Genomic DNA, 22,579 nt, shown 5'->3' with positions numbered 1-22,579 from the left:
CGACAATACCGGGTTCGGCCTTAGGATGTGCGCATCAAGAGAGGGAAGATACTTCTCATTGCGTACTAAACGACTACTGAATCCGTAGTAGTCAGGGCGCCCTCGAACACAGTACACTTGCCCGATGACCCACAAAACGAAGAATGCATCAGGCAGCCTGTGCCCAGCGATGGCATCCGCTGAAATACTGGGGGACAAGTGGACCCTGTTGTTGCTGCGCGAGATGTTTCTGGGAACGACACGTTTCAGCGGCTTTCAAAACGCGATCCCGCGGATGTCCCCTTCAATCCTGAGCAAGCGACTCAAGACGCTGGAAGCCGCTGAAATCATCATTCGAAAGGCAGCGCCAACAGGGCAAGTGACCGAATACAAGCTGACGCGCTCGGGCCGGGAACTTGGACCCATAGTCGAAAACATGGCCGTCTGGGGCATGCGGTGGCGCAAACGCGTCATCGCCGCGCAAGACTGCGATGTCGGCGGATTCATGTGGGATTTTCACCGTACCCTGAATACAGAAGGCTTGCCGGACGGGGAAACCGTGATCTTGGTGCAAATTTCAGATCGTAATGATCTGAACACATGGTGGGTCATTGCGAATGGCGATGCTGTCGACTTGTGCCCCACCGACCCCGGACATGAAGTTGATGTTTATCTTACGGCAACACTTGCAGATCTGATTGCGCTTTGGTTGGGGGATTTATCGGTTGCGGATGCGACCGAGGCAAAGACCGTTTTCCTTGACGGTCCAAGGCATCTGATCAACACAGCGCAAGACTGGATGGCGCAATCTCCTTTTGTAGGGGTACGCCCTGCTTCGGCAATGCTCCATTAAAAGTGGGGGAAATACCTAACGGCACAGTTTTTTGATTTAGAGTCTCGCGTTATTTCGGTCGGACAAATCAGAACTGTCAGCGTCAGCCAGAAAGTCTTTCAGTTCAGCCCGTGTTTCTGCCCAAAGCGATGAAAGAAACGGAGCCCACTTGCTAAGGTCCTGACGATCTCCGGCTTGCAGGCTGCTTTCCATCTGGTTCAGCGCTGTACGGAAACGCTTCGCCCCCGAAAGTGCCGCCGTACCGGCCAACCGGTGCAGCCTGATGGCGATATCGCCGGACGTTTGCCAATCGGTTTGATCTAGACCGGCCAACACATCCCGGGCTTCGAGGCAGAAATCCTCGATCAGCTTGTGCCCCTTTTGCGGGCCTAGGCTTTGCATGACCTGGCGCAGATGTATCCGATCCAGCAGGGCGGTGTCATTGCGGTCGGCATCCATCCTGCCTTCGCCGGTCAACACCGCCCTTATGCTTTTGCGGCTGATCGGCTTGGACACCGCCGCATCCATTCCCGCATCGCGGAACTCTGTCGTGTCTTGATCAAAGACATGGGCCGTCACCGCAACAATCCGGCTTTCGCACGAGGCTCCGCCCATGCGGATCAGACGCGCGGCTTCGAGCCCCCCCATGACCGGCATGCTGACATCCATCAAAATGACGTCGAATGGCTCCTGACGCGCTATCTCCACCCCGTCCTTGCCGTTGACGGCCTCGGCCACCCGATGGCCGTCCCGTGTCAGCAATTCACTCAGCACGAAACGGTTGGTCGGATTGTCTTCGACGATCAGGACCGACAGCGCTTTTTCCGGTACAGCCATGTCGTCTTCGTCCGGTGAAAGCCTTTCGGCCATTTTTGCCGGTCGCAAAGCAATACGGATCCAAAAAACGCTGCCTTCACCAAAAATACTTTCCACCCCGATATCGCCCCCCATCGCGGTGACGATGCGCTTTGCAATTCCAAGCCCCAACCCGGTGCCTTCGCGCTGTTCCCTCGTCTGGTCTTCGATCCGGACAAAATCGTCGAAAATGCGCGTTTGTTCATCCTCTGCAACACCGACCCCGGTATCGGAAATCTGAACTTCCAGTTCGGTCGTGTCCTGTCCCTTTATCCGGGAAGCGTTCACAGTGACGGTGATAACCCCGTTTTCGGTGAACTTCACCGCATTCCCAAGCAGGTTCAGCAAGACCTGATGCAGTCGTTTTTCATCACCAATGAAACAGCCCAGACTTTCAGGGGGTTTTTCCAGCAAAAGCTGATTTCCGCGACGCGCCGCCACAAGCTGCATTGGTGCAATCAACCGTTCCAGCAGCACATCAAAATCAAACCTGCCTTCGCTCAGGGTAATATCGTCTGCTTCCAACTGGGTAATATCCAGCACATCATTGACATGCGTCAGCAGCGTCTGACCGGAATTCTGCAACAGATCAAGATAATGGTCGAATTCCCGCGCAGTCAGATTCTGACCATCGCGCATCAGATCGACGACGCCCAAGATACCATTGAGAGGGGTGCGCATTTCATGGCTCATCACTGCCAGAAAACGCGATTTCACCCGTTCCCCTGCCTGCGCCCGGTCGCGGGATTGCCGCAGCGCCCGTTCGGCGTTTTTCCGTTCGGTGATGTCACGCAGGAAATAGACGTGGAACTTGGCGGTTTCTATCTTGGCCACACCCTGAGAAACTTCTACCGGGATCACTCGTCCATCTGCAGATTTAAGGTGCAATTGCAATCCGGATATCCGGCCGCTGGACACAAAGGGCAAACGGGCGAAATCTCCGCGTTCATTGAGTAAGCAGCGGTCAAAAGCCTGCCCCAAAGCTGCCCCCCTTTCGGTTTTCAAAAGTTCCTCGGCGACGCGGTTGAATTCAACGATACGGCCGTTTCCGTCGGTCACGACAAGCGCATCTGATGTGGTCCCCAAGACTTCGCTCAACCGCACCGAGGTGGCTTTATGTTCCCTGGCGCTTTTGGCATTCTGCAAATTGAGCCGAAAAAGTAGCACCGCCAACATGCCTAGGGACGCCATCAGGATCACCGTCACGATCGACAACCGAAACATGATGGCACCGACTTCGTCGCGGGCCTTTTCTCCCTGCGCAGCCCAGACCGCATTTCCCCTGACAGAAACCTGCCGCACCAGTTTTTCAACCGCATTGAATTCGGCGTATAAACGGGCGGCGTTTTCTGCCAGCAGGTCGTCTGGCGCATCTATAAGCGGTGCTAACCGATCATTTTGCTTCTTGAATTGCTGCAACGTGACAACATTGTCGTTCGCAACCAACGCCATCTGATACAGCGGGCTGTCGCTTAGAATTTCGACCCGGCTGTAATAAACATCGAAACGCCGCCGGACCTCTGCTGCGGCGGCACTTGGATCGCCTTGTGTCAGAACCAGATTTTGCAAACTGAGTTCGAGCTGCTGAAATTCGACTTCAAGCTGGCCCAGAGTCCAAACCACGTTATCCGTTTTTGAGCTGCGCAAATCCTTGATCTTTTGCGCCGACAAGGCCCAAAGCTGGATCGACAGAACGAGTGTCACACTAACGGCAACGCAAAGCAGGAAAATGTGAATCCAGCGGAATTTGCGCCTCAACTCCTGCCGTCCGCGCATGCAATCCTCCCTTTTTCATTCCTCAAAACAGTTTATTTAAATCAATGCAGCAACCCTTCAAATCGGTTTGCACCGCACTGAAGGGGCTGGGTTGATTGTCGTCCGGATGGGCTATTGCAGCAGTGAAATGCGGTCCAACTGCCAGATGCTACGGGCGTAAACGGTTTCGGATTGAAACTTCGGGTCGCTGTCATAAGGAAACACGATCCAAAGCGGCCCCTTTTCGCGTGCAGTCATGGGCTTGCCATTTCGCATATAGGCAACAAGTGCGTGGCTGTCGGCGATTTCCTCGACATTCATCTCGATCAGATATTCGTTCAGGGCGCTCAGCTCCAATGTGCCTTCGCTTACCTCAAGATGTCTCACCAAATCTTTTAGCCAGACCCCTTCGAACGTTTGTAAGCCTTCGGTCCATATGGTTGTCGTTTCGAAACCTGCATGAGGCAAATTTTGCAAATCATCCAAAGTCATATACACCGCTTCACGTTCGGCCCCCGGTGGATACATAAACTCAAGTAGAAATTCCTGTTCTTGCGCGTTAACAGATTGGTCCTGATCCGTCGTATTGACGGGTAAACCTTCGGCCACGGCGACACTTGCCCAGCCTACAAACGTGAAAGCGGCGGCTAGGACGGTGGAAATGATGCGTGACATGCCTGTTCAATACCCCAACAAAGATGCGCGAAAGATCGCCAGAAAATACAATGCTGTCTATAGCCCTATTCCAAGGTATAGGGTATGCTCCAACATCTATTTGAATGTGATTGATATCAAAGTGGTTCATCGGTCCCAAGGTGAAATATACGTGCCAACTTCCGGTAAATTGGTGGAGCATTTCATATGAAAAGAATTTTGATTGCCGATGATCACGATCTGGTCCGGGAAACGCTTGCCGATTATATTCGTAACGCTGGAGAATTCAGCGTCGATCAAGCCTCCAACCTTGATGAAAGTCTTGACCTGATCCAAAAAAATGGCACCTACGATCTGGTCCTCCTAGACTACAAAATGCCAGGCATGACATTGCCCGAAGGGCTGTTACAAACGCTGGAAACGAATGCCGACCATCCGGTCGCTATCATTTCAGGCACGGCCTCGCCCGATGTTGCAAGGCGTGCGCTGGCCACGGGGGCTGCGGGCTTCCTGCCCAAAACAATTGCCCCGGAAACCCTGATCAGCGCGGTGCGCCATTTGCTTGGCGGTGGCGTTTACGCACCGCAACAATTTCTGGAATCGGATCGAAACGACGGCCAAAATCCCAATTTGACGCCGCGCGAAATGGATGTGTTGCGCGGAATTTGCGAAGGCAAGGCGAATAAGGAAATCGCCCGCGATCTGGATGTGCAGGAAGTGACGATCAAGCTGCATGTCAAAACGCTCAGCCGCAAACTTCAGGCGCGCAACCGCACCCATGCGGCGATGATCGCGCGGGATATAGACCTGATTTGACCCAGAGCGCCGAAAGCAGGATCGGAAGCCAACAAACCAAGTACCGCCTTGCACGAATGCAAAACGGCCATTGGTTGACCGAACATCCCCGGAAAAACACACAAGACTTATTGACAGCGCACCGGATGTCGCCCCTTTGAACATGACATGACCTCGTGATTTCAAATGCTCAAGCGCGGCGGCGGCGGCCCCCACCACGACGACCGCGGCCTTCGGCTGACCCTGCTGACTCGGGGGACTTGTTGGATCGGATCCATGCGCTGCTATGCGGATCATTATTGGTCAACAGGTTTGCAGCACGGATCGCCTCCATTTCTGACCCCGCGCGCGGCTGGGTCGATCCCATACCAAACATCTGCACGAAGTCTTCGTCATCCATATCCTCAGGCAGAATGATGCCCGCCGCTTCTATCAGCGCTTTTTTCTCGGCGATTTTGATCTGTGAAATGGGCAAAGCCACTGGGTTCATGATCGCACTGGTCATGCCTGCCCCCATTGCCATCGGCAGAAAAGCATTGTTGACGCCATGCCGGTTGGGCAGCCCGAAGGAAATATTCGAAGCGCCACAGGTGGTATTGACCCCCAGTTCTTCGCGCAGACGCCGGACCAGTTGAAACACCTGATTGCCCGCTGTCGCCATCGCGCCGATTGGCATCACCAGCGGATCGACCACGATATCATGCGCGGGAATGCCGAAATCGGCGGCGCGTTCGACGATCTTCTTGGCGACCGCGAACCGCACATCGGGGTCTTCGGAAATTCCGGTATCATCATTGGAAATCGCCACCACCGGCACATTGTATTTCTTCACCAGCGGCAATACGAATTCCAGCCGATCTTCTTCTCCGGTGACAGAATTCAACAATGGACGCCCTTCACAGGCTTCCAGCCCCGCTTCCAGCGCTGCGGGCACCGAGCTGTCGATGCAAAGTGGCACATCGACCAATCCCTGCACCAGATTGATCAGATCGCGCATCAGTGGCGGTTCGGTTTCATTAGGATTGGGATTGGAATTGTAAACCACCCCCGCATTGATATCGAGAACGGTCGCCCCCGCAGCGACCTGAGCGACTGCATCCTTTTCCACGGTGGAATAATCGCCCGCTTCCAGTTCGGCCGCCAGTTTCTTGCGCCCTGTGGGATTGATCCGCTCACCGATTACGCAAAAGGGCTGATCAAAGCCGATGATCGCGGTCTTGGTTTTCGATTCAACGATGGTGCGGGTCATTTTAAATTCCTTGTTGGATGGCGGGAACCGCCGAAGCGCCGCCGTTTTCAATCGCCCAGCCGGCATTGGTCTTGATGCCGCCCAGCGGGAAGAAATGGACATGTTCGATGTTGAAATCTGGATGTGCCGCTTTGTGCGCAGCCAATTCGGCAATCACATCGGTCGGTTCATAAGGCAGCAGCAGCTTGGTCACGTCCATTGCGCGTTTTTGCAAGACACGCAGCGACGGGCCAACACCACAGGCTACGGCAAACTTGATCAGGGTTTGCAGTTTTGCCGGACCAGCAATACCGATATGAATCGGCAGGTCGATGCCTTCTGACCTCAAACGATCCGCCCATGCGATGATCGGCTTGGCCTCAAAGCAGAATTGCGTCGCCAGCGCCATTTTTGCATCGGTGCGTTCTGAAAATTTCTGCTTCCAGCGCAGCGCTTCCATCACTGTGGCATCCCCACCATCGGGATCGATATCCTTATTGCCTTCTGGATGACCGGCCACATGTAAACGGTCAAACCCGGCCTTATCGAACAACCCGGTTTCCAGAAGCTGCATCGAAGAATGGAATTCCCCCGCCGTTTGGGTCACGCCACCAGCCAGCAGCAGCGCCTGTTTGACACCCGCTTCGGTCTGGTAGCGGTTGATCCAGTTTTCCAGCGTTGCCCTGTCCTTGATAATTCGGGCTGGGAAATGCGGCATCACGTCGAAGCCTTCGTCGGTCAACCGCGCCGCGGTTTCAACCATTTCCTCGATCGGGGTACCATCGATATGGGCAATATAGACACGGGTGCCACTGGGCAGCAGATCGCGGAAATTGTCCACCTTGGCCGCAGTGCGCGGCATCACTTCGATCGAATAGCCCTGCAAGAACGCTTCGACCTGAGGCGTGAGTGTCAGTGCCGGTCTGTCTTCGCGTTTGCGGAAATTCAGCAATGCCATCATGGTTTCCTTCAGTTTCACCGGATCGAGGCTCACGCCTGATCCCATCCTTCATTGTCGATCAATGCCTTCAGGCGCGGTTGATCATATTCGTCTTCCAGCCGCGCCGCTTCGCTTTTAACGATCTCAACCGGATCGCCTTCGATCTCGTAAGGGGCCGCTTTGCGCCATTCCGCCAGATAGGCATCCGTATCAGAGGCCCCCACCTTCATTGCGGCGCGATCGATGGCTTGCTCGAACCGTTCGGCCAAGGGCTTCTTGGTACCACGGCGTCCTTTTCCGACGATCACTTGCGCCGGAATATCGCGCCAAAAAACGATGGTGACATCGGGCATGGTCGTATGATTCCCCTTTTGTACACCTTCATGCTTAAACCGGCAGATTTACCCCTAGAGGACGGTTTTCGACATTCCCGCGACGACGAGCGACCAAATACTGCATCGCGGCAGATTTGCCGACGTGGCGCTTGCGCAATGACAAACTTGTCACTACCTTTAGGGTAACTCGAAATGGAGGGCGTGTAGTTATGGCGCCCAAGCGTCCCAAAGGTGCGGGCGCATTCCCAAAACCGGTTGAGAGCCCCGCGCCGAAACCGCCGGATACAGCTGAGCTTTATGCTGCGCTGGATCTGGGGACCAATAGTTGTCGCATGCTGATTGCCCAACCGAAGGGCAGCCAGTTTCATGTGGTAGATAGTTTTTCCAAGTCCGTCCAACTGGGATCGGGCTTGGAAACGACCGGCCGTCTCAGCCGGGCGTCGATGGCGCGCACCACTCAGGCATTGCGCATCTGTCAGCAAAAGCTGAAGCGCCACAAAGTCACGCGCATGCGTCTGGTGGCCACCGAGGCCTGTCGCCGCGCCAAGAATTCCCGCGAATTCATCCGTCAGGTCCGCCGGGACACCGGGTTGCAACTGGAAATCATCCAGCCCGAGGAAGAAGCTCGGCTGGCCGTGATTTCTTGTGCTCCTTTGGTGTCGACCAAGACCGAACAGTTGCTCGTGGTGGATATCGGCGGCGGATCGACCGAACTTGTCTGGATCGACCTGAGATCGGTCCCCAACCGGGATCGACCGCGGGCAATCATGCGGCTGCATGCCGGTTTCCATCCCAGCGACAGCCCCTTTCCGGCTGCCAAGGTGGTCGATTGGATCAGTGTGCCGCTGGGGGTGGCGACGTTGCGCGATCAGTTCCGCGATGTCGAAGACGATTCCGCCCGGTTCGCGCTGATGAGCTGGTTTTTCGAAGAAAACCTGTCCGAATTTACACCCTATGCCAATGAACAGGTGCGCGAAGGGTTTCAGATCGTCGGCACCAGCGGCACCGTGACCACGGTGGCGGCGTCGCATCTTGGGTTGAAACGTTATGACCGGACGAAAGTAGACGGGCTGCGCATGTCCTCGGATCAAATCGACAAGGTGATCCGCAACTATCTGACGCTGGGCCCGCAAGGTCGGCGCCGCGATCCGCGCATCGGTCAGGACCGGCAGGCGCTGATCATGTCGGGCGCCGCAATCCTTCAGGCACTGCTGCGTTGCTGGCCCACCGACCGGTTGTCAGTGGCTGATCGCGGCCTGCGCGAAGGTCTGCTATATGCTCAAATGAGCGCGGACGGGGTTCTGGAAGACGGCCCGTTCTGACAAAAGACCTAAACCACTTTGATTCCGGGCCAGAAAATTCACCTCCGGCCCCATAAAACGAATAGTTGAGACCATGGCAAAGAAACCAGGCACCAAAAACACATCAGGACGCGGTCAGCGTGACCTGACCGTAAAGGTCAAGACCGCCCGCGGGCGCAAGATGAGTTCGACCCTGTGGTTGCAGCGTCAGTTGAACGACCCTTATGTCAAACGCGCCAAGGCCGAAGGATATCGCGGACGCGCGGCCTTCAAGATACTGGAACTGGACGACAAATTCCGTTTCCTCGTACCCGGTGCACGGGTGGTCGATCTGGGCTGCGCCCCGGGCGGCTGGTGTCAGGTCGCGGTGGGCCGTATCAATGCGCTGGGCGAAAAACAGGGCAAGAAAGTCGGGACAATTCTGGGCGTCGACCTACAAGAGGTCGAACCGATTGCCGGGGCCGAAACCCATCAGTTGGATTTCATGGAAGACGATGCCGACCAGAAGGTCAAGGATTGGCTGGGCGGTAAGGCCGATGTGGTAATGTCGGATATGGCCGCTTCGGCTTCGGGGCATAAACAGACCGACCATTTGCGCATCATCGCCTTGTGCGAAGCGGCGGCCTATTTCGCCTTCGACGTGCTGGAAGATGGCGGGACTTTTGTCGCCAAGGTTCTGGCCGGTGGCGCCGAGGGCGAGTTGCAAAAGCTGCTGAAACAAAAATTCACCAAGGTGGTGAATGTGAAACCGCCCGCGTCGCGATCAGACAGTTCGGAAAAATTCGTTGTCGCCACCGGTTTTCGCGGCGACGCCAAGACGGAAGAAGACTAGTCTTTGGGCGCAGTTCAAGCCCGATAGGACCGTTGCGAAAACGGACTCAGGCTTTCGCTCGCAGCATGGCATAACGCGGCGGCCTGCGGGACTTTCAGCGGTTCTTCACAATGTCTACGTCTCTGGTCCGACAGATTTTTCTGGCGGATCAATTCAAACAGACGCCCGAGACGGGCACGTTTCATATCGGTGATCTTAGGGTGCATTTTCCGCCTCGCCTTTGTCTAGGCAGATATGATCGCGGTTAATTGTGGCGGATTTTGATCGCTTTCGCAGCGAAAGCAGGGAAACTCCCGCCGCTTAATTCAGGTCTTTCAGCATTCGACCATGCTTGCGCATCTCTGCCAGAAGGTTTCCGAAGGTCGCAATGCCACGCGCTTCCAGCATCGGCAGCATGCGGCACAATACCAACGCCGTTGCACGCGCATCCCCCATCGCGCTGTGGCGCTGCGACACGGGTATTTCCACCCCTAACCGATCACAAAGCGCGTCCAATGTGTGGCTCTCACTGGCCCCGAACAGCACCGCCGAGGCCAGAACCGTATCCAACACCGGATGGTCCCAACTCAGCCCCAGCCGATTGCCATGCCGGTGCATGAAGGCCATGTCGAACGGGGCGTTATGGGCAACGATCACCGCGTCATGGGCGAATTTGTGAAATGCATTCACCGCGCGGTCAATCGGGGCCGCATCCACCACCATCGCGTCGGTGATCCCGTGCACCCTTGTCGACCCCGGCGGGATCGGCATCATCGGGTTTACCAGCATATCCAGCGCTTCACCCTGAACGATCTTGCCCCGCACCACGCGCAGCGCGCCAAGCTGCACAATTTCGTCCTTATGCGGCAGCAACCCCGTGGTTTCGCTGTCAAACACCACGAAAGTCAGATCGGACAAGCGGGTTTCATCGGCTGAACTGCCTTCTGCCAGTTGCAGCAGATCGAAATCGTAAATCAGCGGTCGCGCGGCTTCGGGTTCTATCGTCGCATGGGCTTCGTCGATAATCAGCATATAGCCCGACCCTTGGTCCAGCGGCTTCATCCGCAGTTCGAAATCCTGTTCACCCTCAGCGCCATTGGCAGTAAACGCCACCTCCTGACCGGTTTTGATCAGCTTGGCCCATGCCGTTTCAATGGCAGCGCGTTTGAAATAATCGAAAATCGATGCGTTCAGGCGGGGCGTGTGGACCTGCCCAAGCACCGCTGCCGATTGGGAATCGTAAAGCACGATCTGGTGCCGGGCATTGATCAGCACCATCGCCACCGGGATATCGGACAAAAGCGCGGTCAACCGGTTCATTTCCTGTCGCAATTGTTCTGTCTTCAGGGCGATTTCACCCGCGCTGTCGAGGGCGTTTTCCGACAGTTGCCGCGTCACCGCTTCGGCAGCAGGCCCCAGATCACCAAGATACCGCGCAGCGCCATCGTCTATGCCGCCGGACACCCCGGCATGCGCCCCAACGCGCAGCCGCGCCGAAAGACGTTCGATCGGTTTGGCGACATGTTCGTCGAACAGCAGCCAGACCCCCGCCGCCAACCCCAGAATACCGAAAGCCGCAATCGTTCCGGCCTGCACGAAAGCCGACAACAGATCCCCCGACAGCGCCTTGAGATAACCGACATAAAGCCCAGCAAAGATCGCGGCGATTCCGCCAAGTGCGACCAGAGCGAAGAAAAGGAAGATACGAAGACGCAGGCCAAGATGCAGGAACATCAGTTCGCCTCGACGCATAAAGCCACGAATAGCCCATGTTCAGGTGCAAGAGCGGACCAAACAGCATCAGTCACCTGCCCGGCCTCGTCGAATGCCGCACCTGCGGCCAGCAACGCCTGACGGCGGTTGGCGCAATCGACCAGAACCGGCAATGATCGGACCGGCGACCAGCGGCCAAAAAACAGTAGGTCGACCATTTTCTGATCCGGCACCGCAGGATTGGTTCGGATGGACGCGGTATCGACGGCCATGAACCGGGTGACAAACGGATGCAGATAGGTCCAGGGGCGATACATGGCCTTGCTTTCAACAGTTTGGGCCACAACAATTTCAGAGGGCAGACCAGACGTTGTCCTTCCATACCAGCCATATTCATTGGAAATCGTCGCCGCGATCATCGCTGCTCCGGCGGCAACCGGGATCAGCCAGCGCGGCAACCGTCCGCCCATGCCCTTGTTCAGCAACAACATCACGCCCGCCGCCGCAATCCCGGCCACAAAGGTTGCAATCAGTTCCAGAAACATCTTTTTCCTCTCCCGCCGGTAGTTAACCGCCAACACTGCGATTGTGACCCAAGGCCGATTGCAGCGATTTTATCACCACGAATGCATTGCGCAGATGGCTGCGCTCCAGATCCGACAATTCCGTCGGTTCCATATAGTTGTCGGGTGCCGCACCGCGCCGCACCTGACGGGCCTGATGGGCCAACCTGTTTTCGGCGATCAGATCATAGGCATCCAACAGGTCGCGTGCACCTGACGGGCTAAGCCCCCCTGCCCCGGCCGCCCGTTCCAGACGGGCCCGTGTGTTGACCGGTTCGACCTGCCCCATCAGCGCATATATGCGCCCCAGATCAACCACCGGCACAACCCCGTTATGTTTCATATCAAGCATGTTTTTATGTTCACCCGACCGGATCGTAGCAAACCCGCGCAGCAGACCCAATGGCGGCGTGTGTTTCAAGGAATTGCCGACCATATGGGCCACAAAAATCGAATTTGCACTGGCCTTGCTCAGCGTTTCGCGCTGCAAATCGGCAAACAGCGTCAGCGCACCGCCAATCGGACGCAGATCGAACATCACGCTGGCCAGCATCTGTGCCATCGGATCCGGTTGTTCGATCCAGCGGTGAAAATATTCACGCCAAATTCGGACGGGCTGACACCATTTCGGGTTGGTCGCCATCATATCGCCCGGGCAATAGACATAGCCACAGGTATTCAGCCCGTCACAGACGAATTGCGCCAGCGCCACGAAATAGGGCATCTGTTCGTCCGTCACCGCATCGTCCAGAAACAGGCAATTATCCTGATCGCTGGCCCCTGTCTGTTCCTGCCGTCCCTGGCTACCGCAGGCCAGCCACAGATAGGGCACCGGCGGCGGGCCAAGTTTTTCTTCGGCCAATGTCAGCAAACGGCGGGTGGCAGTATCGGCCACGTCGGTGATCAGCCGGGTCACAACTTCGTGCCGGTTGCCCGCGCCGACCAGTTGCACCAATAATTGCGGTATGCGGGCCGTGACCGTGGCCATGTCTTCTGCGGTATCGGCATGGGCGATTTCCGAAACCAATTCGGCCGAAGACACGGCTTGAAACCGGGTCAGATCGGTCTGACTGACCATGCCGATCAATCGACCCGATTCACAGATCGGGATATGGTTGATCTTGCGCTCCATCATCGCATGCAACACATCCGATCCGATGGCAGATGGGGGCAATGTCAAAGGGGTGGCCGTCATGATCGCGCCAACGGGGGTATCCAAGGCCAGCGCCGCGGCCAACACACGCGCCGCCAGATCGCGGACACTCACGATCCCCACCAAGTGTTCGCCCTCGGTCACGCAAAGCGCTGAAATCCGTTTGTCGCGCATGATCTTTGCGGCCTGCTGCACCGTGGTATCCGGCACACAAATCACCGGGTTTCGAGTCATCAATTCATCAACCCGACTGGTCGCCAGATCATTTGTTTTGCGTCGAGGCGCACGCGACCGATCGAAAAACCGCCGCGCCGCATCATTGGTTTTGATCAGCGTTTCGAAGGCTGCTTTCGGCAACAACAGCAGCACCACATCGTCCAGCGCCCGGGCCGTGGTTGCCGCGATGCCATCGCGCTGTAATCCACGTTCGGCAAAACTGTTACGCATCCCGAGCAGAGAAACCGGGACATCGTTTTCATCCCTGATTTCGATCTGGCCGGAATGGATCAGATAAAGCCCCTCCAACGTCTCGCCAAAGCCATAGACCTGCTGACCACCACTGAACTTGCGAAGTTCGAATGCCTCAACCAGCCGCGCCAATTCCTCTACCGGCATTGCATCATAGGGATGAACCGAAGACAGGAAGCGATGCAGGTCAGGTAGGCTTGCAGGCATGGGACGCTCCGTAATCAGAAGGTAGGAACAGGTTTACGTCAATTCCACCGGGCCGCAACCCGACTGGGCTGTTTCATCAGAAATGCCTGCGAAAGGCCCAGCCATCTTCTTTCGACTATCGAGCTGAATTCGCAAACATCCCGCCCGGAAAAACCGGACGGGATGTTGTTTTGCGGATCGGACCCGGGGAGGCAGGTCCGATCCTGGGATCAATGATCCTGGGCAGTGCCTGCGCCACGAGGGATGCGCACACTTTCAACCAGGGCCTTGATCTCTTCCGGCGTCTCCTTGGTCATTCCTGCGACCAGATAGGCCACAGCGAAGTTGATCGCCGCGCCAATGGCTCCGAACGAGGTCGACTTCACGGTCCCCAACAGCGGATCAGCATCCGAGAAACTGTTGGTGTCAGGAACAAAGAACCACCCCTTGTGCAGGAAGATATAGACCAGAGTCACGATCAGACCAGCCAACATGCCCGCCACTGCACCGGTGTTGTTGATCTTGGTCGAAAAGATCCCCATCATCAGCGCCGGGAAGATCGAAGCCGCCGCCAGACCAAAGGCCAGAGCCACAGTCTGCGCCGCGAACCCCGGGGGGTTCAGCCCCAGATAGGTCGCCACGCAAATTGCCACTGCCATGGCGATGCGGGCCGACAGCAATTCGCTTTTTTCCGAAATATTCGGATTGATCGCCCCCTTGATCAGATCGTGCGACACAGCGGACGAAATCGCCAGCAACAAACCGGCAGCAGTCGATAGCGCAGCGGCCAAACCACCGGCAGCGACCAGACCGATCACCCAACCCGGAAGGTTGGCAATCTCGGGATTGGCCAAAACCAGGATGTCACGGTTGAAATTGGTCAACTCGTTCCCGGTCCACCCCTTTTCGGCGGCCATCGCCTGAAGATCGGCGTTCTGATCATTATAGTACTGGATCGCACCATCGCCGTTCTTGTCTTCCCAGCCCAACAACCCGGTTTTTTCCCAAGTTGCCATCCAGGCATAGCGTTGGTCGTTTTCGATCTGCTGAACGGTCACGGCACCACCATTGATGCCCCCATTGGGCCACATCATTTCAGTGATATTCAGACGCGCCATCGCACCAACCGCCGGGGCGGTCAGATAAAGCAGCGCGATGAAAACCAGCGCCCAACCGGCCGACCAACGGGCATCCGCAACTTTCGGCACGGTGAAAAAGCGCATGATCACATGCGGCAAACCCGCCGTCCCGATCATCAGCGACAAGGTGAACAAAACCATGTTCAACGTATCGGCATGATGCGCGGTATATTCGCTGAACCCCAGTTCCTTGACGATGGCATCCAGCTTGGCAAGCAAAGGTTCACCACTGGCCGCGTGATCGCCAAACAGTCCCAGAGCCGGGATCGGGTTGCCGGTCAACTGCAACGAGATGAAAATCGCAGGGATCGTATAGGCTAGGATCAGCACGCAATATTGCGCAACCTGAGTATAAGTCACCCCTTTCATGCCGCCGAACACCGCATAGGCGAACACGATCACGGCACCGATCAGCAACCCGGTGGTGTTCTCCACTTCCAAAAAACGGCCAAAGGCAACGCCGACGCCGGTCATCTGACCGATCACATAGGTGGTCGAAGCCACGATCAGACAGACCACAGCAACCAGTCGCGCGGTTGGGCTGTAGAATCGGTCGCCGATAAATTCCGACACGGTGAATTTGCCGAATTTGCGCAGATAAGGCGCCAGCAGCAGCGCCAGCAGCACATAGCCGCCGGTCCACCCCATCAGGTAGGACGAATTGTCATAGCCGGTAAAAGCGATAAGCCCCGCCATCGAGATGAAAGAAGCCGCCGACATCCAGTCGGCCGCCGTGGCCATCCCGTTGGTAACCGGATGCACACCGCGCCCTGCGGCGTAAAATTCCGACGTGGACCCGGCGCGGGCCCAAATCGCAATACCGATATAAAGCGCGAAAGACGCGCCCACGAACAGCAGGTTGATGGTAAACTGATCCATGACTTATTCCTCCTCCACGCCGTGTTCGCGGTCCAGCTTGTTCATGCGCCACGCGTAGTTGAAGATCAGCGCCAGGAATACCAGGATACTGCCCTGCTGCGCGAACCAGAATCCCAGATCGGCTCCGCCGACGGCGATCCCTGACAATAACGGGCGCAGCAGAATGCCGAACCCGAACGAAACCACGGCCCAGATCACCAGGCTGATTAGAATGATGCGCAGATTGGCAGCCCAATAGGCTCCATCCGATGCTTTTGCAGTGTGTTGATCCGCCATTTCGCGGGTCCTCCTCTTCCTCCTGAACCCCGCCGGTCCGTTCCGCCGGGGGCTGTAACTCACGTCATGGCATTTTCGACCATGGTCGTAAGCTCTGTTGCTATCGCAGCGATGTCCCCCATCGCGTCGATCCGTTGCAAAACACCCTTGCTGTCGTAATAGGCGATCAAAGGGGCCGTCTGAGCGTGATAGGCCTGCAACCGCTGGCCGACGGTTGCAGCATTGTCATCCGCCCGCCGCTTGAACTCCGTGCCGCCACATTTGTCACAAATTCCCGCCTGTTGTGGCTGCTTGAAAGCGTCGTGATAGCCTTCGCCGCAACCGGCGCAGGTGTAACGGCCGGAAATCCGGGCCACCATCGCAGCGTCATCCACTTCCAGACTGATCGCCGCGTTGATTTTCTGTCCGGTCTCCGCCAACAGATCGTCCAGCGCTTCGGCCTGCACAGTGGTGCGCGGGAACCCGTCAAGGATGATGCCACGCACGCAATCGGTCGCGGTCAGACGGTCGCGCAAAATGGCGATGACGATGTCATCACTGACCAGACCGCCCGCGTCCATGACGGATTTGGCCCGCAATCCGGCTTCGGTCCCGGCGGCCACGGCGGTACGCAACAAATCCCCGGTGGACAGTTGCACCAATCCGAACTTGTCCTCTAAAATCCTTGCTTGGGTGCCTTTGCCTGCCCCCGGAGGTCCCAGAAGGATCAGAACAGCAGGTGTGGTTTTCACAACAGAATCCATGTCTTACCCCTTATTCATCCGGTTTTCGATCAGGTCTTCGACGACGGATGGGTCGGCGAGGGTCGATGTGTCGCCGAGGCTGCCATAGTCGTTTTCGGCGATTTTGCGCAGGATCCGGCGCATGATCTTGCCGGACCGGGTTTTCGGCAGGCCGGGGGCCCACTGGATCAGGTCGGGGCTGGCGATCGGACCGATTTCGGTGCGGACCCAGGCGCGCAATTCCTTGTAGAGCGCCTCGGTGGGTTCGACCCCGTTCATCAAGGTGACATAGCAATAGATGCCCTGGCCCTTGATGTCATGCGGATAGCCCACCACCGCGGCTTCGGCCACTTGCGGATGCGCCACCAGCGCCGATTCCACTTCCGCCGTGCCCATCCGGTGGCCCGACACGTTGATCACGTCATCGACCCGGCCGGTGATCCAGTAATCGCCATCCGCATCGCGGCGGCACCCATCACCGGCAAAGTAATAGCCTTTGTAATCGGCGAAATAGGTCTTTTCGAACCGGTCGTGATCGCCCCAGATGGTGCGCATCTGGCCGGGCCAGCTATCGGCGATGCACAGCACACCCTCGACCCCGTTGCCGTCGATTTCCTGACCGGTATGCGGGTCCAGGACCACCGGCTTGACGCCAAAGAACGGCTTCATCGCCGACCCCGGCTTCAGGTCATGCGCGCCCGGCAGCGGCGTCATCATGTGACCGCCGGTTTCGGTCTGCCACCAGGTGTCGACGATCGGGCAGCGGCCCTTGCCGACATGGTCGTTATACCAGTTCCAGGCTTCGGGGTTGATCGGTTCGCCGACCGTGCCCAGCAGTTTCAGATCGCTCAGATCATAGCGGTTGACCCATTCTTCGCCCTGGCCCATCAGCGCCCGAATCGCGGTCGGCGCGGTGTAAAACTGATTGACCTTGTGCTTTTCGCACACCGCCCAGAACCGGCCCGCATCGGGCCAAGTCGGCACCCCTTCGAACATCACCGTGGTGGCGCCATTGGCCAGCGGGCCATAGACGATATAGCTGTGGCCGGTGACCCAACCCACATCCGCCGTACACCAGAAAATGTCGCCGTCATGGTAATCGAAGGTGACCTCATGGGTCAGCGCGGCATAGACCAGATAGCCACCGGTGCTGTGGACCACGCCCTTGGGCTGGCCGGTCGACCCGGAGGTGTAAAGGATGAACAACGGATCTTCGGCGTCCATTTCGGCCGGCTTGGAATAATCGTCGGCTTCCAGCGCCATTTCGTTATAGTCGAAGTCGCGCCCGTCGACCCAGGACGTCTGATCGCCGGTGCGTTTGACCACCAGGCATTTGACGCTGTCCTTGCAATGCAGCAGGGCGGCGTCGGCATTGGCCTTCAGCGGGGTCTTGCGGCCGCCGCGCGGGGCGTGGTCGGCGGTGATGATCACCTTGGCGTCGCAGCCGTTGATCCGCGCCGACAACGCGTCGGGCGAAAACCCGGCGAAGACGATCGAATGAATGGCGCCGATCCGGGCGCAGGCCAGCATCGCATAGGCCGCTTCGGGGATCATCGGCAGGTAGATCACCACCCGGTCGCCCTTGCGCACGCCGAGATCTTCCAGGATGTTGGCCATCCGGCAGGTGCGGCGGTGCAGTTCGGCATAGGTGATGTGCTGGGCGGCTTCTTCGGGATCGTCGGGTTCCCAGATGATCGCGGTCTGATCGGCGCGGGTCGCCAGATGCCGGTCGATGCAGTTGGCGGCAACGTTCAGCGTGCCGTCTTCGTACCATTTGACGTCGATCGCGCCGGGCGCAAAGCTGGTGTTCTTGACCTTGGTAAAGGGCTTGATCCACTCCACGCGCTGCCCCTGGTCGCGCCAGAACGCTTCGGGATCAGCAAGCGACGCCGCATACATCGCGTCATAACGCGCAGCATCAACATGGGCGGTTTCCCCGAAAGTTTCGGACAGAGATTTTTCGATGGTTCGAGCTGGGTTCCCGGCGGTCATTCAAGGCTCCTCCCTTGGGTATTACACGGGGGACCAAGTTTGGCCCCGCACATGAATGCGACCTGCAAACATGATGAAGCCCATTATAGCAAAAAATGAAAACAAAGAAATAAGTAGATGAAATACAATGATTTTGATGTAAATTATTACTCTCATTATTATCTGCTTTGTAAATATATTCCAGAAATCGAGGAAACGCCCTGTAAAAACAGATCAGTCCCTGTCAATGAAATCGACCCGGGCTCCCAAATCAGATCGTGGCAAAATGGGAATTCACCACAGCAAGTGACGTAACGGAACCACCTGCGACAATTTGCACAGCATACAATGGCATACAATGTTATCGCAATCAGGGCTTTCTCAATCCAGCCAGCAGCCTAAAGCAGGTCGCGCATCTGTTCGGGAATCGTTATCCGATAGGGCGTTTCCAGCATCGAAGCGTGATCGACGACGACCTTTTTTCCGCTTGTGCGGACCGCCGCGCGCAACGCTTCGGCGGCCAATTCAAACCCTTGATCGACGGGCATGTCGCTGGCCCGTTCATAAATTCCGAATTCCTTGTCGCGGATCGTGTGCGGTTTGGCCCAGTTGATCCAGTAACGCTTCCCCAACTCCTTGGGCTGTTCCAGTGCCTGATTGTGTTCGCGCGACTGCAACACGATCTGGCGGCGTTCTTCCATGCGATCGACATAATCCGGCGTCACGTAATGCAGGTGGAACAGCAACAGGTCCGGATCAATGGTAAATTGGCCGCGCTGCAATCCATGCCCGCCGATCGTATAAAAGACCCGATCCCTGACGATACAGGGCTTGGTATATTTCGCGCTGAGCATGGCATAGGGATAGGCCCGCAGCACCCCATCTTCGATATTGCCTTCTTCGCGCGGGATAAGATTAAGACCAATAGGGGAAAGCGCCACAGTATCGGCAGTACTGGTTTCCAGATGCGCCTGCAAACTCTCCAACTGTCCGACATAGACAATCAATTCATCCACATCGGTACAGATCACCCGATCGTAAAATGCCAGCAACCCATTGGTCAGCCCGCCCAGTAGATCCCAGCGGCGGCGGGTCAGATCCATCGGGACCTCATCACGGGGAATGTCAATGACATTGCAGCCTGCGGCGATCTCATGCACTTTTGGGTCGCCGCCATGATTGATCACGTAAAGGTTGCGCTTTTCAACATATTGAGTGTTATGATTGACCCATTTTTCCAACAGCCAATAGTCGCGCCACACCATGGTGACAAAAGCCAATTTCATCGCTGATCCCCAGTATCCTGTGATTTCGGCCTAGCATGTTTCTGATACTGCGCAAAGGCCCCTGCAACGCCACCACCAAGAGTTTGAACAGGGTTAGTCGCATTCAGGACCGGGTTGCAGGCACAGCCGAGTTTCCAAGCCGCCAAGGCAGTGGGCGACCGCGTCTTGATCGTGGAAACATTGATGGATTACCGGCCCACCGGTTCGATGCTACAGGTATCGGCCGCGATCATCAGTGTGGGGCAATGCCGTCCTTCCATTTTTCGATCACCGATTGCAGCGCGTTCAATTGTACCGGTTTGGACAGATAATCGTTCATGCCCGATTTGAAGCAGCGTTCGGCCTCGTCAACCAAAGCGCTTGCTGAAATGGCAACCACCGGAACTGGCTTCAAACAGTTTTCAAATTCGAAATTGCGAATTTCCTGGGTCATTTCGAAACCGTCAGACACCGGCATCTGACAATCGGTCAGAACCAATTGATGACGGTTTTGTTTCCATTTTTCCAACCCATCCCTACCGTTGACCGCCGTTTCGCACGAATACCCCAGCAATTCCATCTGCCGCGACAAGACCGACAGGTTCAAATCGTTATCATCCACAATCAGAATATGCGCGTCATCGTCTTTTTCCATCGGCATGGTCTGATCTTTGGGACCCGGAACCCGGACTGCTTCGTCTTGACCACTTGCCGCAGAAACCCGCCCGGTCAGAACCGCAGCCCCCCTTAATATGTCTGAAAAATGTACCGGGAACCGATAGGAAACATAAAGCGTTTCATTCAGCAGCCCCTTGGGATTTTGGCGTGATGAATCCAAGAATATCAATCGGCATTCTGGATTTTCCTGCTGAACCGCCTGTTTAAAGGTTTCGCATTCCGCCATCGTTTGCAAGGCCAGAATGACGACCGTGTCCGGCCCTGCCTTTCTGACATATTCCATCAGTTCGGACCGTGTCTTAGGCGTTTCAACCCGTGCCCCATATTGTTCGAAAAAAGACTTAATTCTATTGTGAAAAATCGGCTTTCTGGCCATCACCACTATTTGAACGCCGTTGACCGGGGTCAACGTCTGCTTTTCAGGAACGGCTTCCATTGGCAGCGCCACCTTGAAACAGGACCCTTTTCCCGGTTCGCTTTGCACCGTCAACGTCCCGTCCATCATATTGACTAGGTTTTGCGTGATTACCAAACCCAATCCGGTGCCTCCGAACCGACGGGTTGTCGATTCTTCGCCCTGATTGAAAGGTTTGAAAATCCGCTCAATGGTGCTCGGGCTCATCCCGATGCCTTCATCGCGCACCTCAAAGCAGATCTCGTCTTCCCCTTCGACCGGAGAGAGCTTCAGATTGACAAGGCCCTGACGACCATCATCGTGCTTGGAAAACTTGATCGCGTTACTGAGCAGGTTCAGCAAAATCTGACGCAGCCGGATCGGATCGCTGCACACGAAATCAGGCAGGCCCGGATCGACTTCCATCATGAATGTAACATTGCTTTCCTGCGCTGGCACGGCCAAGGTTTCGGCGGTGCGTTCGACTGCATCAAGCAGTGCGAATTCGGTCTTTTCGATTTTCAACTGGCCGGCTTCGATCTTGGCAGCATCCAGAATGTCGTCGATGATCCCCAAAAGAAAAAACGAAGAATCTTGAATCGTTTCCAGCATTCGCATCTGCTGATCGTTCAACGAGCTACGGCTGAGCAGTTCTATCATGCCGACGATCCCGTTCATCGGAGTGCGGATTTCATGGCTCATATTGGCCAGAAACACCGATTTAGCCTTATTCGCAGCGTCTGCGGTACGTTTTTGTAGCAATGCATTGGTGGTATTTTCCCGCTCCACTACGCGACCCAATTGCACCCCCAGACGATGCACCAATTCGAACAGATAGGCATCCCGGGGAATGATTTGGTCGGAATAGAATTCCAAAATGGCGACAATTTCAGAACCAACATAAATCGGAACGATCAGCGCGGAATAAATGTCGCGTTTTTCTATACTGCGCAGCATGGGAATATCATCCTGCTCATAGATATTTTCATACCATTGCGGTACGCCGCGCATATAAGTCACCCCGGGAAGGCCCTCGCCAGGGCGGAAGATACGACTTCGGGTAAGCTCCCGCAAATAGCCGTATCTTTCTTCATCCGCCACATAGTCCTGCCCAGTCGGAACCAGCAGTATTTCGCCTTTTTCCTTCTGGACCCGTAAAAATGAACCGACCGGCCACCCGAGGAATTTGGCCATCATCCTCATGGATTTTTCAAAAGACTCGCTCGCGCTTCCGGCGCTATTGGCGATGCTGGCAATCAATTCGATAATTTCAAGTTCACGCAGCACACGGCGGAATTTGCGCTTATACCCCTGTTCGGCCGAAATATCTTTGTAGTGCGTAATAATGCCAGAAAAAGCGCCATCCGCATCAAAGCAAGGCGTTTTACTTATCTTGAATGTTACATGCAGTCCCTGCGCGATCTTCAGGTCGAATTCAAAGTGTTCGATTGCCTGGCCGGTTTCAACGACTTTTCGATCTGTTTCGCGTTCCAGTTCTGCGATCTCTGCCCGAGGGATTTGATCGTTTCTCAGACCTTGAATCTGCGCAAGCGATTGCAGCCCGGCGACCTTGGCAAAGTCGGCATTCCCGGCAACGAATCTCAGGTTCGAATCTTTCCAGAAGACGCAATCAAAACTAATCGCTTAGTCTCCCACGAATCAGTTACAGCGCTCATCAGACCATTCA

The 22,579-nt window shown here is 56.1% G+C and carries 18 protein-coding genes; 4 read left to right on the top strand and 14 right to left on the bottom strand.

Translation table 11 applies throughout. The features are described 5' to 3' along the window. Positions 1–124: 124 nt before the first annotated feature. A complete protein-coding gene (locus TG4357_RS00585) occupies positions 125–832 on the top strand; it encodes a winged helix-turn-helix transcriptional regulator (protein ID WP_074646776.1) in 708 nt (235 codons plus the stop codon). Between the two features lie 36 nt (positions 833–868). Here TG4357_RS00585 and TG4357_RS00580 read toward each other — a convergent pair whose 3' ends face one another. Then, on the bottom strand, positions 869–3,442 hold the full coding sequence (locus tag TG4357_RS00580) for an ATP-binding protein (protein ID WP_058260930.1): 2,574 nt from the start codon (positions 3,440–3,442) through the stop codon (positions 869–871). A gap of 111 nt (positions 3,443–3,553) precedes the next feature. Continuing rightward, the gene (locus TG4357_RS00575) at positions 3,554–4,096 is read right to left on the bottom strand and encodes a putative pterin-binding protein (protein WP_058260929.1); all 543 of its coding nucleotides are present in this window, start codon (positions 4,094–4,096) and stop codon (positions 3,554–3,556) included. Positions 4,097–4,282: 186 nt separating this feature from the next. Here TG4357_RS00575 and TG4357_RS00570 point away from each other — a divergent pair, with 186 nt between their 5' ends. Then, positions 4,283–4,891, top strand: a complete 609-nt coding sequence (locus TG4357_RS00570; protein ID WP_058260928.1) for a response regulator transcription factor — start codon at positions 4,283–4,285, stop codon at positions 4,889–4,891. Positions 4,892–5,060: 169 nt separating this feature from the next. Here TG4357_RS00570 and TG4357_RS00565 read toward each other — a convergent pair whose 3' ends face one another. The 3 genes from TG4357_RS00565 to TG4357_RS00555 are packed head-to-tail and all read right to left on the bottom strand — an operon-like array spanning position 5,061 to position 7,391. Then, positions 5,061–6,119 (bottom strand): methyltetrahydrofolate cobalamin methyltransferase, encoded by a 1,059-nt coding sequence (locus TG4357_RS00565; protein WP_058260927.1) that lies wholly within the window; start codon positions 6,117–6,119, stop codon positions 5,061–5,063. Between the two features lies 1 nt (position 6,120). Next, positions 6,121–7,056 carry a methylenetetrahydrofolate reductase gene (locus TG4357_RS00560; protein WP_058261144.1) on the bottom strand — a complete coding sequence of 312 codons (936 nt, stop codon included), beginning with the start codon at positions 7,054–7,056 and terminating at the stop codon, positions 6,121–6,123. A 32-nt stretch (positions 7,057–7,088) separates the two neighbouring features. After that, positions 7,089–7,391, bottom strand: coding sequence for a virulence factor (locus TG4357_RS00555; RefSeq protein ID WP_058260926.1), 303 nt, complete (start codon positions 7,389–7,391; stop codon positions 7,089–7,091). A gap of 191 nt (positions 7,392–7,582) precedes the next feature. Here TG4357_RS00555 and TG4357_RS00550 point away from each other — a divergent pair, with 191 nt between their 5' ends. Then, a complete protein-coding gene (locus TG4357_RS00550) occupies positions 7,583–8,695 on the top strand; it encodes a Ppx/GppA phosphatase family protein (protein WP_058260925.1) in 1,113 nt (370 codons plus the stop codon). A gap of 73 nt (positions 8,696–8,768) precedes the next feature. Next, on the top strand, positions 8,769–9,506 hold the full coding sequence (locus TG4357_RS00545; RefSeq protein ID WP_058260924.1) for an RlmE family RNA methyltransferase: 738 nt from the start codon (positions 8,769–8,771) through the stop codon (positions 9,504–9,506). Between the two features lie 300 nt (positions 9,507–9,806). Here the strand turns inward: TG4357_RS00545 and TG4357_RS00535 are convergent, their stop codons facing one another. The 9 genes from TG4357_RS00535 to TG4357_RS00495 form a co-directional block, all read right to left on the bottom strand. Then, a complete protein-coding gene (locus TG4357_RS00535; protein ID WP_058260922.1) occupies positions 9,807–11,219 on the bottom strand; it encodes a 3'-5' exonuclease in 1,413 nt (470 codons plus the stop codon). After that, entirely contained in the window at positions 11,219–11,743 is a 525-nt protein-coding gene (locus TG4357_RS00530; protein WP_058260921.1) for a hypothetical protein, read from the bottom strand. Before TG4357_RS00530 ends, TG4357_RS00535 begins: the two co-directional genes overlap by 1 nt. A gap of 22 nt (positions 11,744–11,765) precedes the next feature. Continuing rightward, positions 11,766–13,589 (bottom strand): DUF294 nucleotidyltransferase-like domain-containing protein, encoded by a 1,824-nt coding sequence (locus TG4357_RS00525; protein ID WP_058260920.1) that lies wholly within the window; start codon positions 13,587–13,589, stop codon positions 11,766–11,768. A gap of 209 nt (positions 13,590–13,798) precedes the next feature. Continuing rightward, a complete protein-coding gene (locus tag TG4357_RS00520; RefSeq protein WP_058260919.1) occupies positions 13,799–15,586 on the bottom strand; it encodes a sodium:solute symporter family protein in 1,788 nt (595 codons plus the stop codon). 3 nt (positions 15,587–15,589) lie between these two features. Further along, positions 15,590–15,862, bottom strand: a complete 273-nt coding sequence (locus TG4357_RS00515) for a DUF4212 domain-containing protein (protein ID WP_058260918.1) — start codon at positions 15,860–15,862, stop codon at positions 15,590–15,592. A 59-nt stretch (positions 15,863–15,921) separates the two neighbouring features. After that, a complete protein-coding gene (locus TG4357_RS00510) occupies positions 15,922–16,605 on the bottom strand; it encodes an adenylate kinase (protein WP_058260917.1) in 684 nt (227 codons plus the stop codon). Between the two features lie 3 nt (positions 16,606–16,608). Further along, positions 16,609–18,576 (bottom strand): acetate--CoA ligase, encoded by a 1,968-nt coding sequence (gene acs / locus TG4357_RS00505; RefSeq protein ID WP_058260916.1) that lies wholly within the window; start codon positions 18,574–18,576, stop codon positions 16,609–16,611. Positions 18,577–18,953: 377 nt separating this feature from the next. Beyond that, the gene (locus tag TG4357_RS00500; RefSeq protein WP_058260915.1) at positions 18,954–19,841 is read right to left on the bottom strand and encodes a hypothetical protein; all 888 of its coding nucleotides are present in this window, start codon (positions 19,839–19,841) and stop codon (positions 18,954–18,956) included. A gap of 232 nt (positions 19,842–20,073) precedes the next feature. Further along, complete coding sequence (locus tag TG4357_RS00495) at positions 20,074–22,497, bottom strand: hybrid sensor histidine kinase/response regulator (protein ID WP_368677437.1); 2,424 nt, start codon at positions 22,495–22,497, stop codon at positions 20,074–20,076. Positions 22,498–22,579: the final 82 nt, after the last annotated feature.

This window comes from Thalassovita gelatinovora, from assembly GCF_001458355.1.
Lineage (GTDB): Bacteria > Pseudomonadota > Alphaproteobacteria > Rhodobacterales > Rhodobacteraceae > Thalassobius > Thalassobius gelatinovorus.
This window is presented reverse-complemented; position numbering and strand designations above follow the sequence as displayed.

Bases quoted from the DNA above. Each gene is read 5' to 3' on its own strand.
- TG4357_RS00585 (WP_074646776.1), top strand. From the start codon at position 125: ATGACCCACAAAACGAAGAATGCATCAGGCAGCCTGTGCCCAGCGATG.
- TG4357_RS00580 (WP_058260930.1), bottom strand. From the start codon at position 3,442: ATGCGCGGACGGCAGGAGTTGAGGCGCAAATTCCGCTGGATTCACATT.
- TG4357_RS00575 (WP_058260929.1), bottom strand. From the start codon at position 4,096: ATGTCACGCATCATTTCCACCGTCCTAGCCGCCGCTTTCACGTTTGTA.
- TG4357_RS00570 (WP_058260928.1), top strand. From the start codon at position 4,283: ATGAAAAGAATTTTGATTGCCGATGATCACGATCTGGTCCGGGAAACG.
- TG4357_RS00565 (WP_058260927.1), bottom strand. From the start codon at position 6,119: ATGACCCGCACCATCGTTGAATCGAAAACCAAGACCGCGATCATCGGC.
- TG4357_RS00560 (WP_058261144.1), bottom strand. From the start codon at position 7,056: ATGGCATTGCTGAATTTCCGCAAACGCGAAGACAGACCGGCACTGACA.
- TG4357_RS00555 (WP_058260926.1), bottom strand. From the start codon at position 7,391: ATGCCCGATGTCACCATCGTTTTTTGGCGCGATATTCCGGCGCAAGTG.
- TG4357_RS00550 (WP_058260925.1), top strand. From the start codon at position 7,583: ATGGCGCCCAAGCGTCCCAAAGGTGCGGGCGCATTCCCAAAACCGGTT.
- TG4357_RS00545 (WP_058260924.1), top strand. From the start codon at position 8,769: ATGGCAAAGAAACCAGGCACCAAAAACACATCAGGACGCGGTCAGCGT.
- TG4357_RS00535 (WP_058260922.1), bottom strand. From the start codon at position 11,219: ATGTTCCTGCATCTTGGCCTGCGTCTTCGTATCTTCCTTTTCTTCGCT.
- TG4357_RS00530 (WP_058260921.1), bottom strand. From the start codon at position 11,743: ATGTTTCTGGAACTGATTGCAACCTTTGTGGCCGGGATTGCGGCGGCG.
- TG4357_RS00525 (WP_058260920.1), bottom strand. From the start codon at position 13,589: ATGCCTGCAAGCCTACCTGACCTGCATCGCTTCCTGTCTTCGGTTCAT.
- TG4357_RS00520 (WP_058260919.1), bottom strand. From the start codon at position 15,586: ATGGATCAGTTTACCATCAACCTGCTGTTCGTGGGCGCGTCTTTCGCG.
- TG4357_RS00515 (WP_058260918.1), bottom strand. From the start codon at position 15,862: ATGGCGGATCAACACACTGCAAAAGCATCGGATGGAGCCTATTGGGCT.
- TG4357_RS00510 (WP_058260917.1), bottom strand. From the start codon at position 16,605: ATGGATTCTGTTGTGAAAACCACACCTGCTGTTCTGATCCTTCTGGGA.
- acs (WP_058260916.1), bottom strand. From the start codon at position 18,576: ATGACCGCCGGGAACCCAGCTCGAACCATCGAAAAATCTCTGTCCGAA.
- TG4357_RS00500 (WP_058260915.1), bottom strand. From the start codon at position 19,841: ATGAAATTGGCTTTTGTCACCATGGTGTGGCGCGACTATTGGCTGTTG.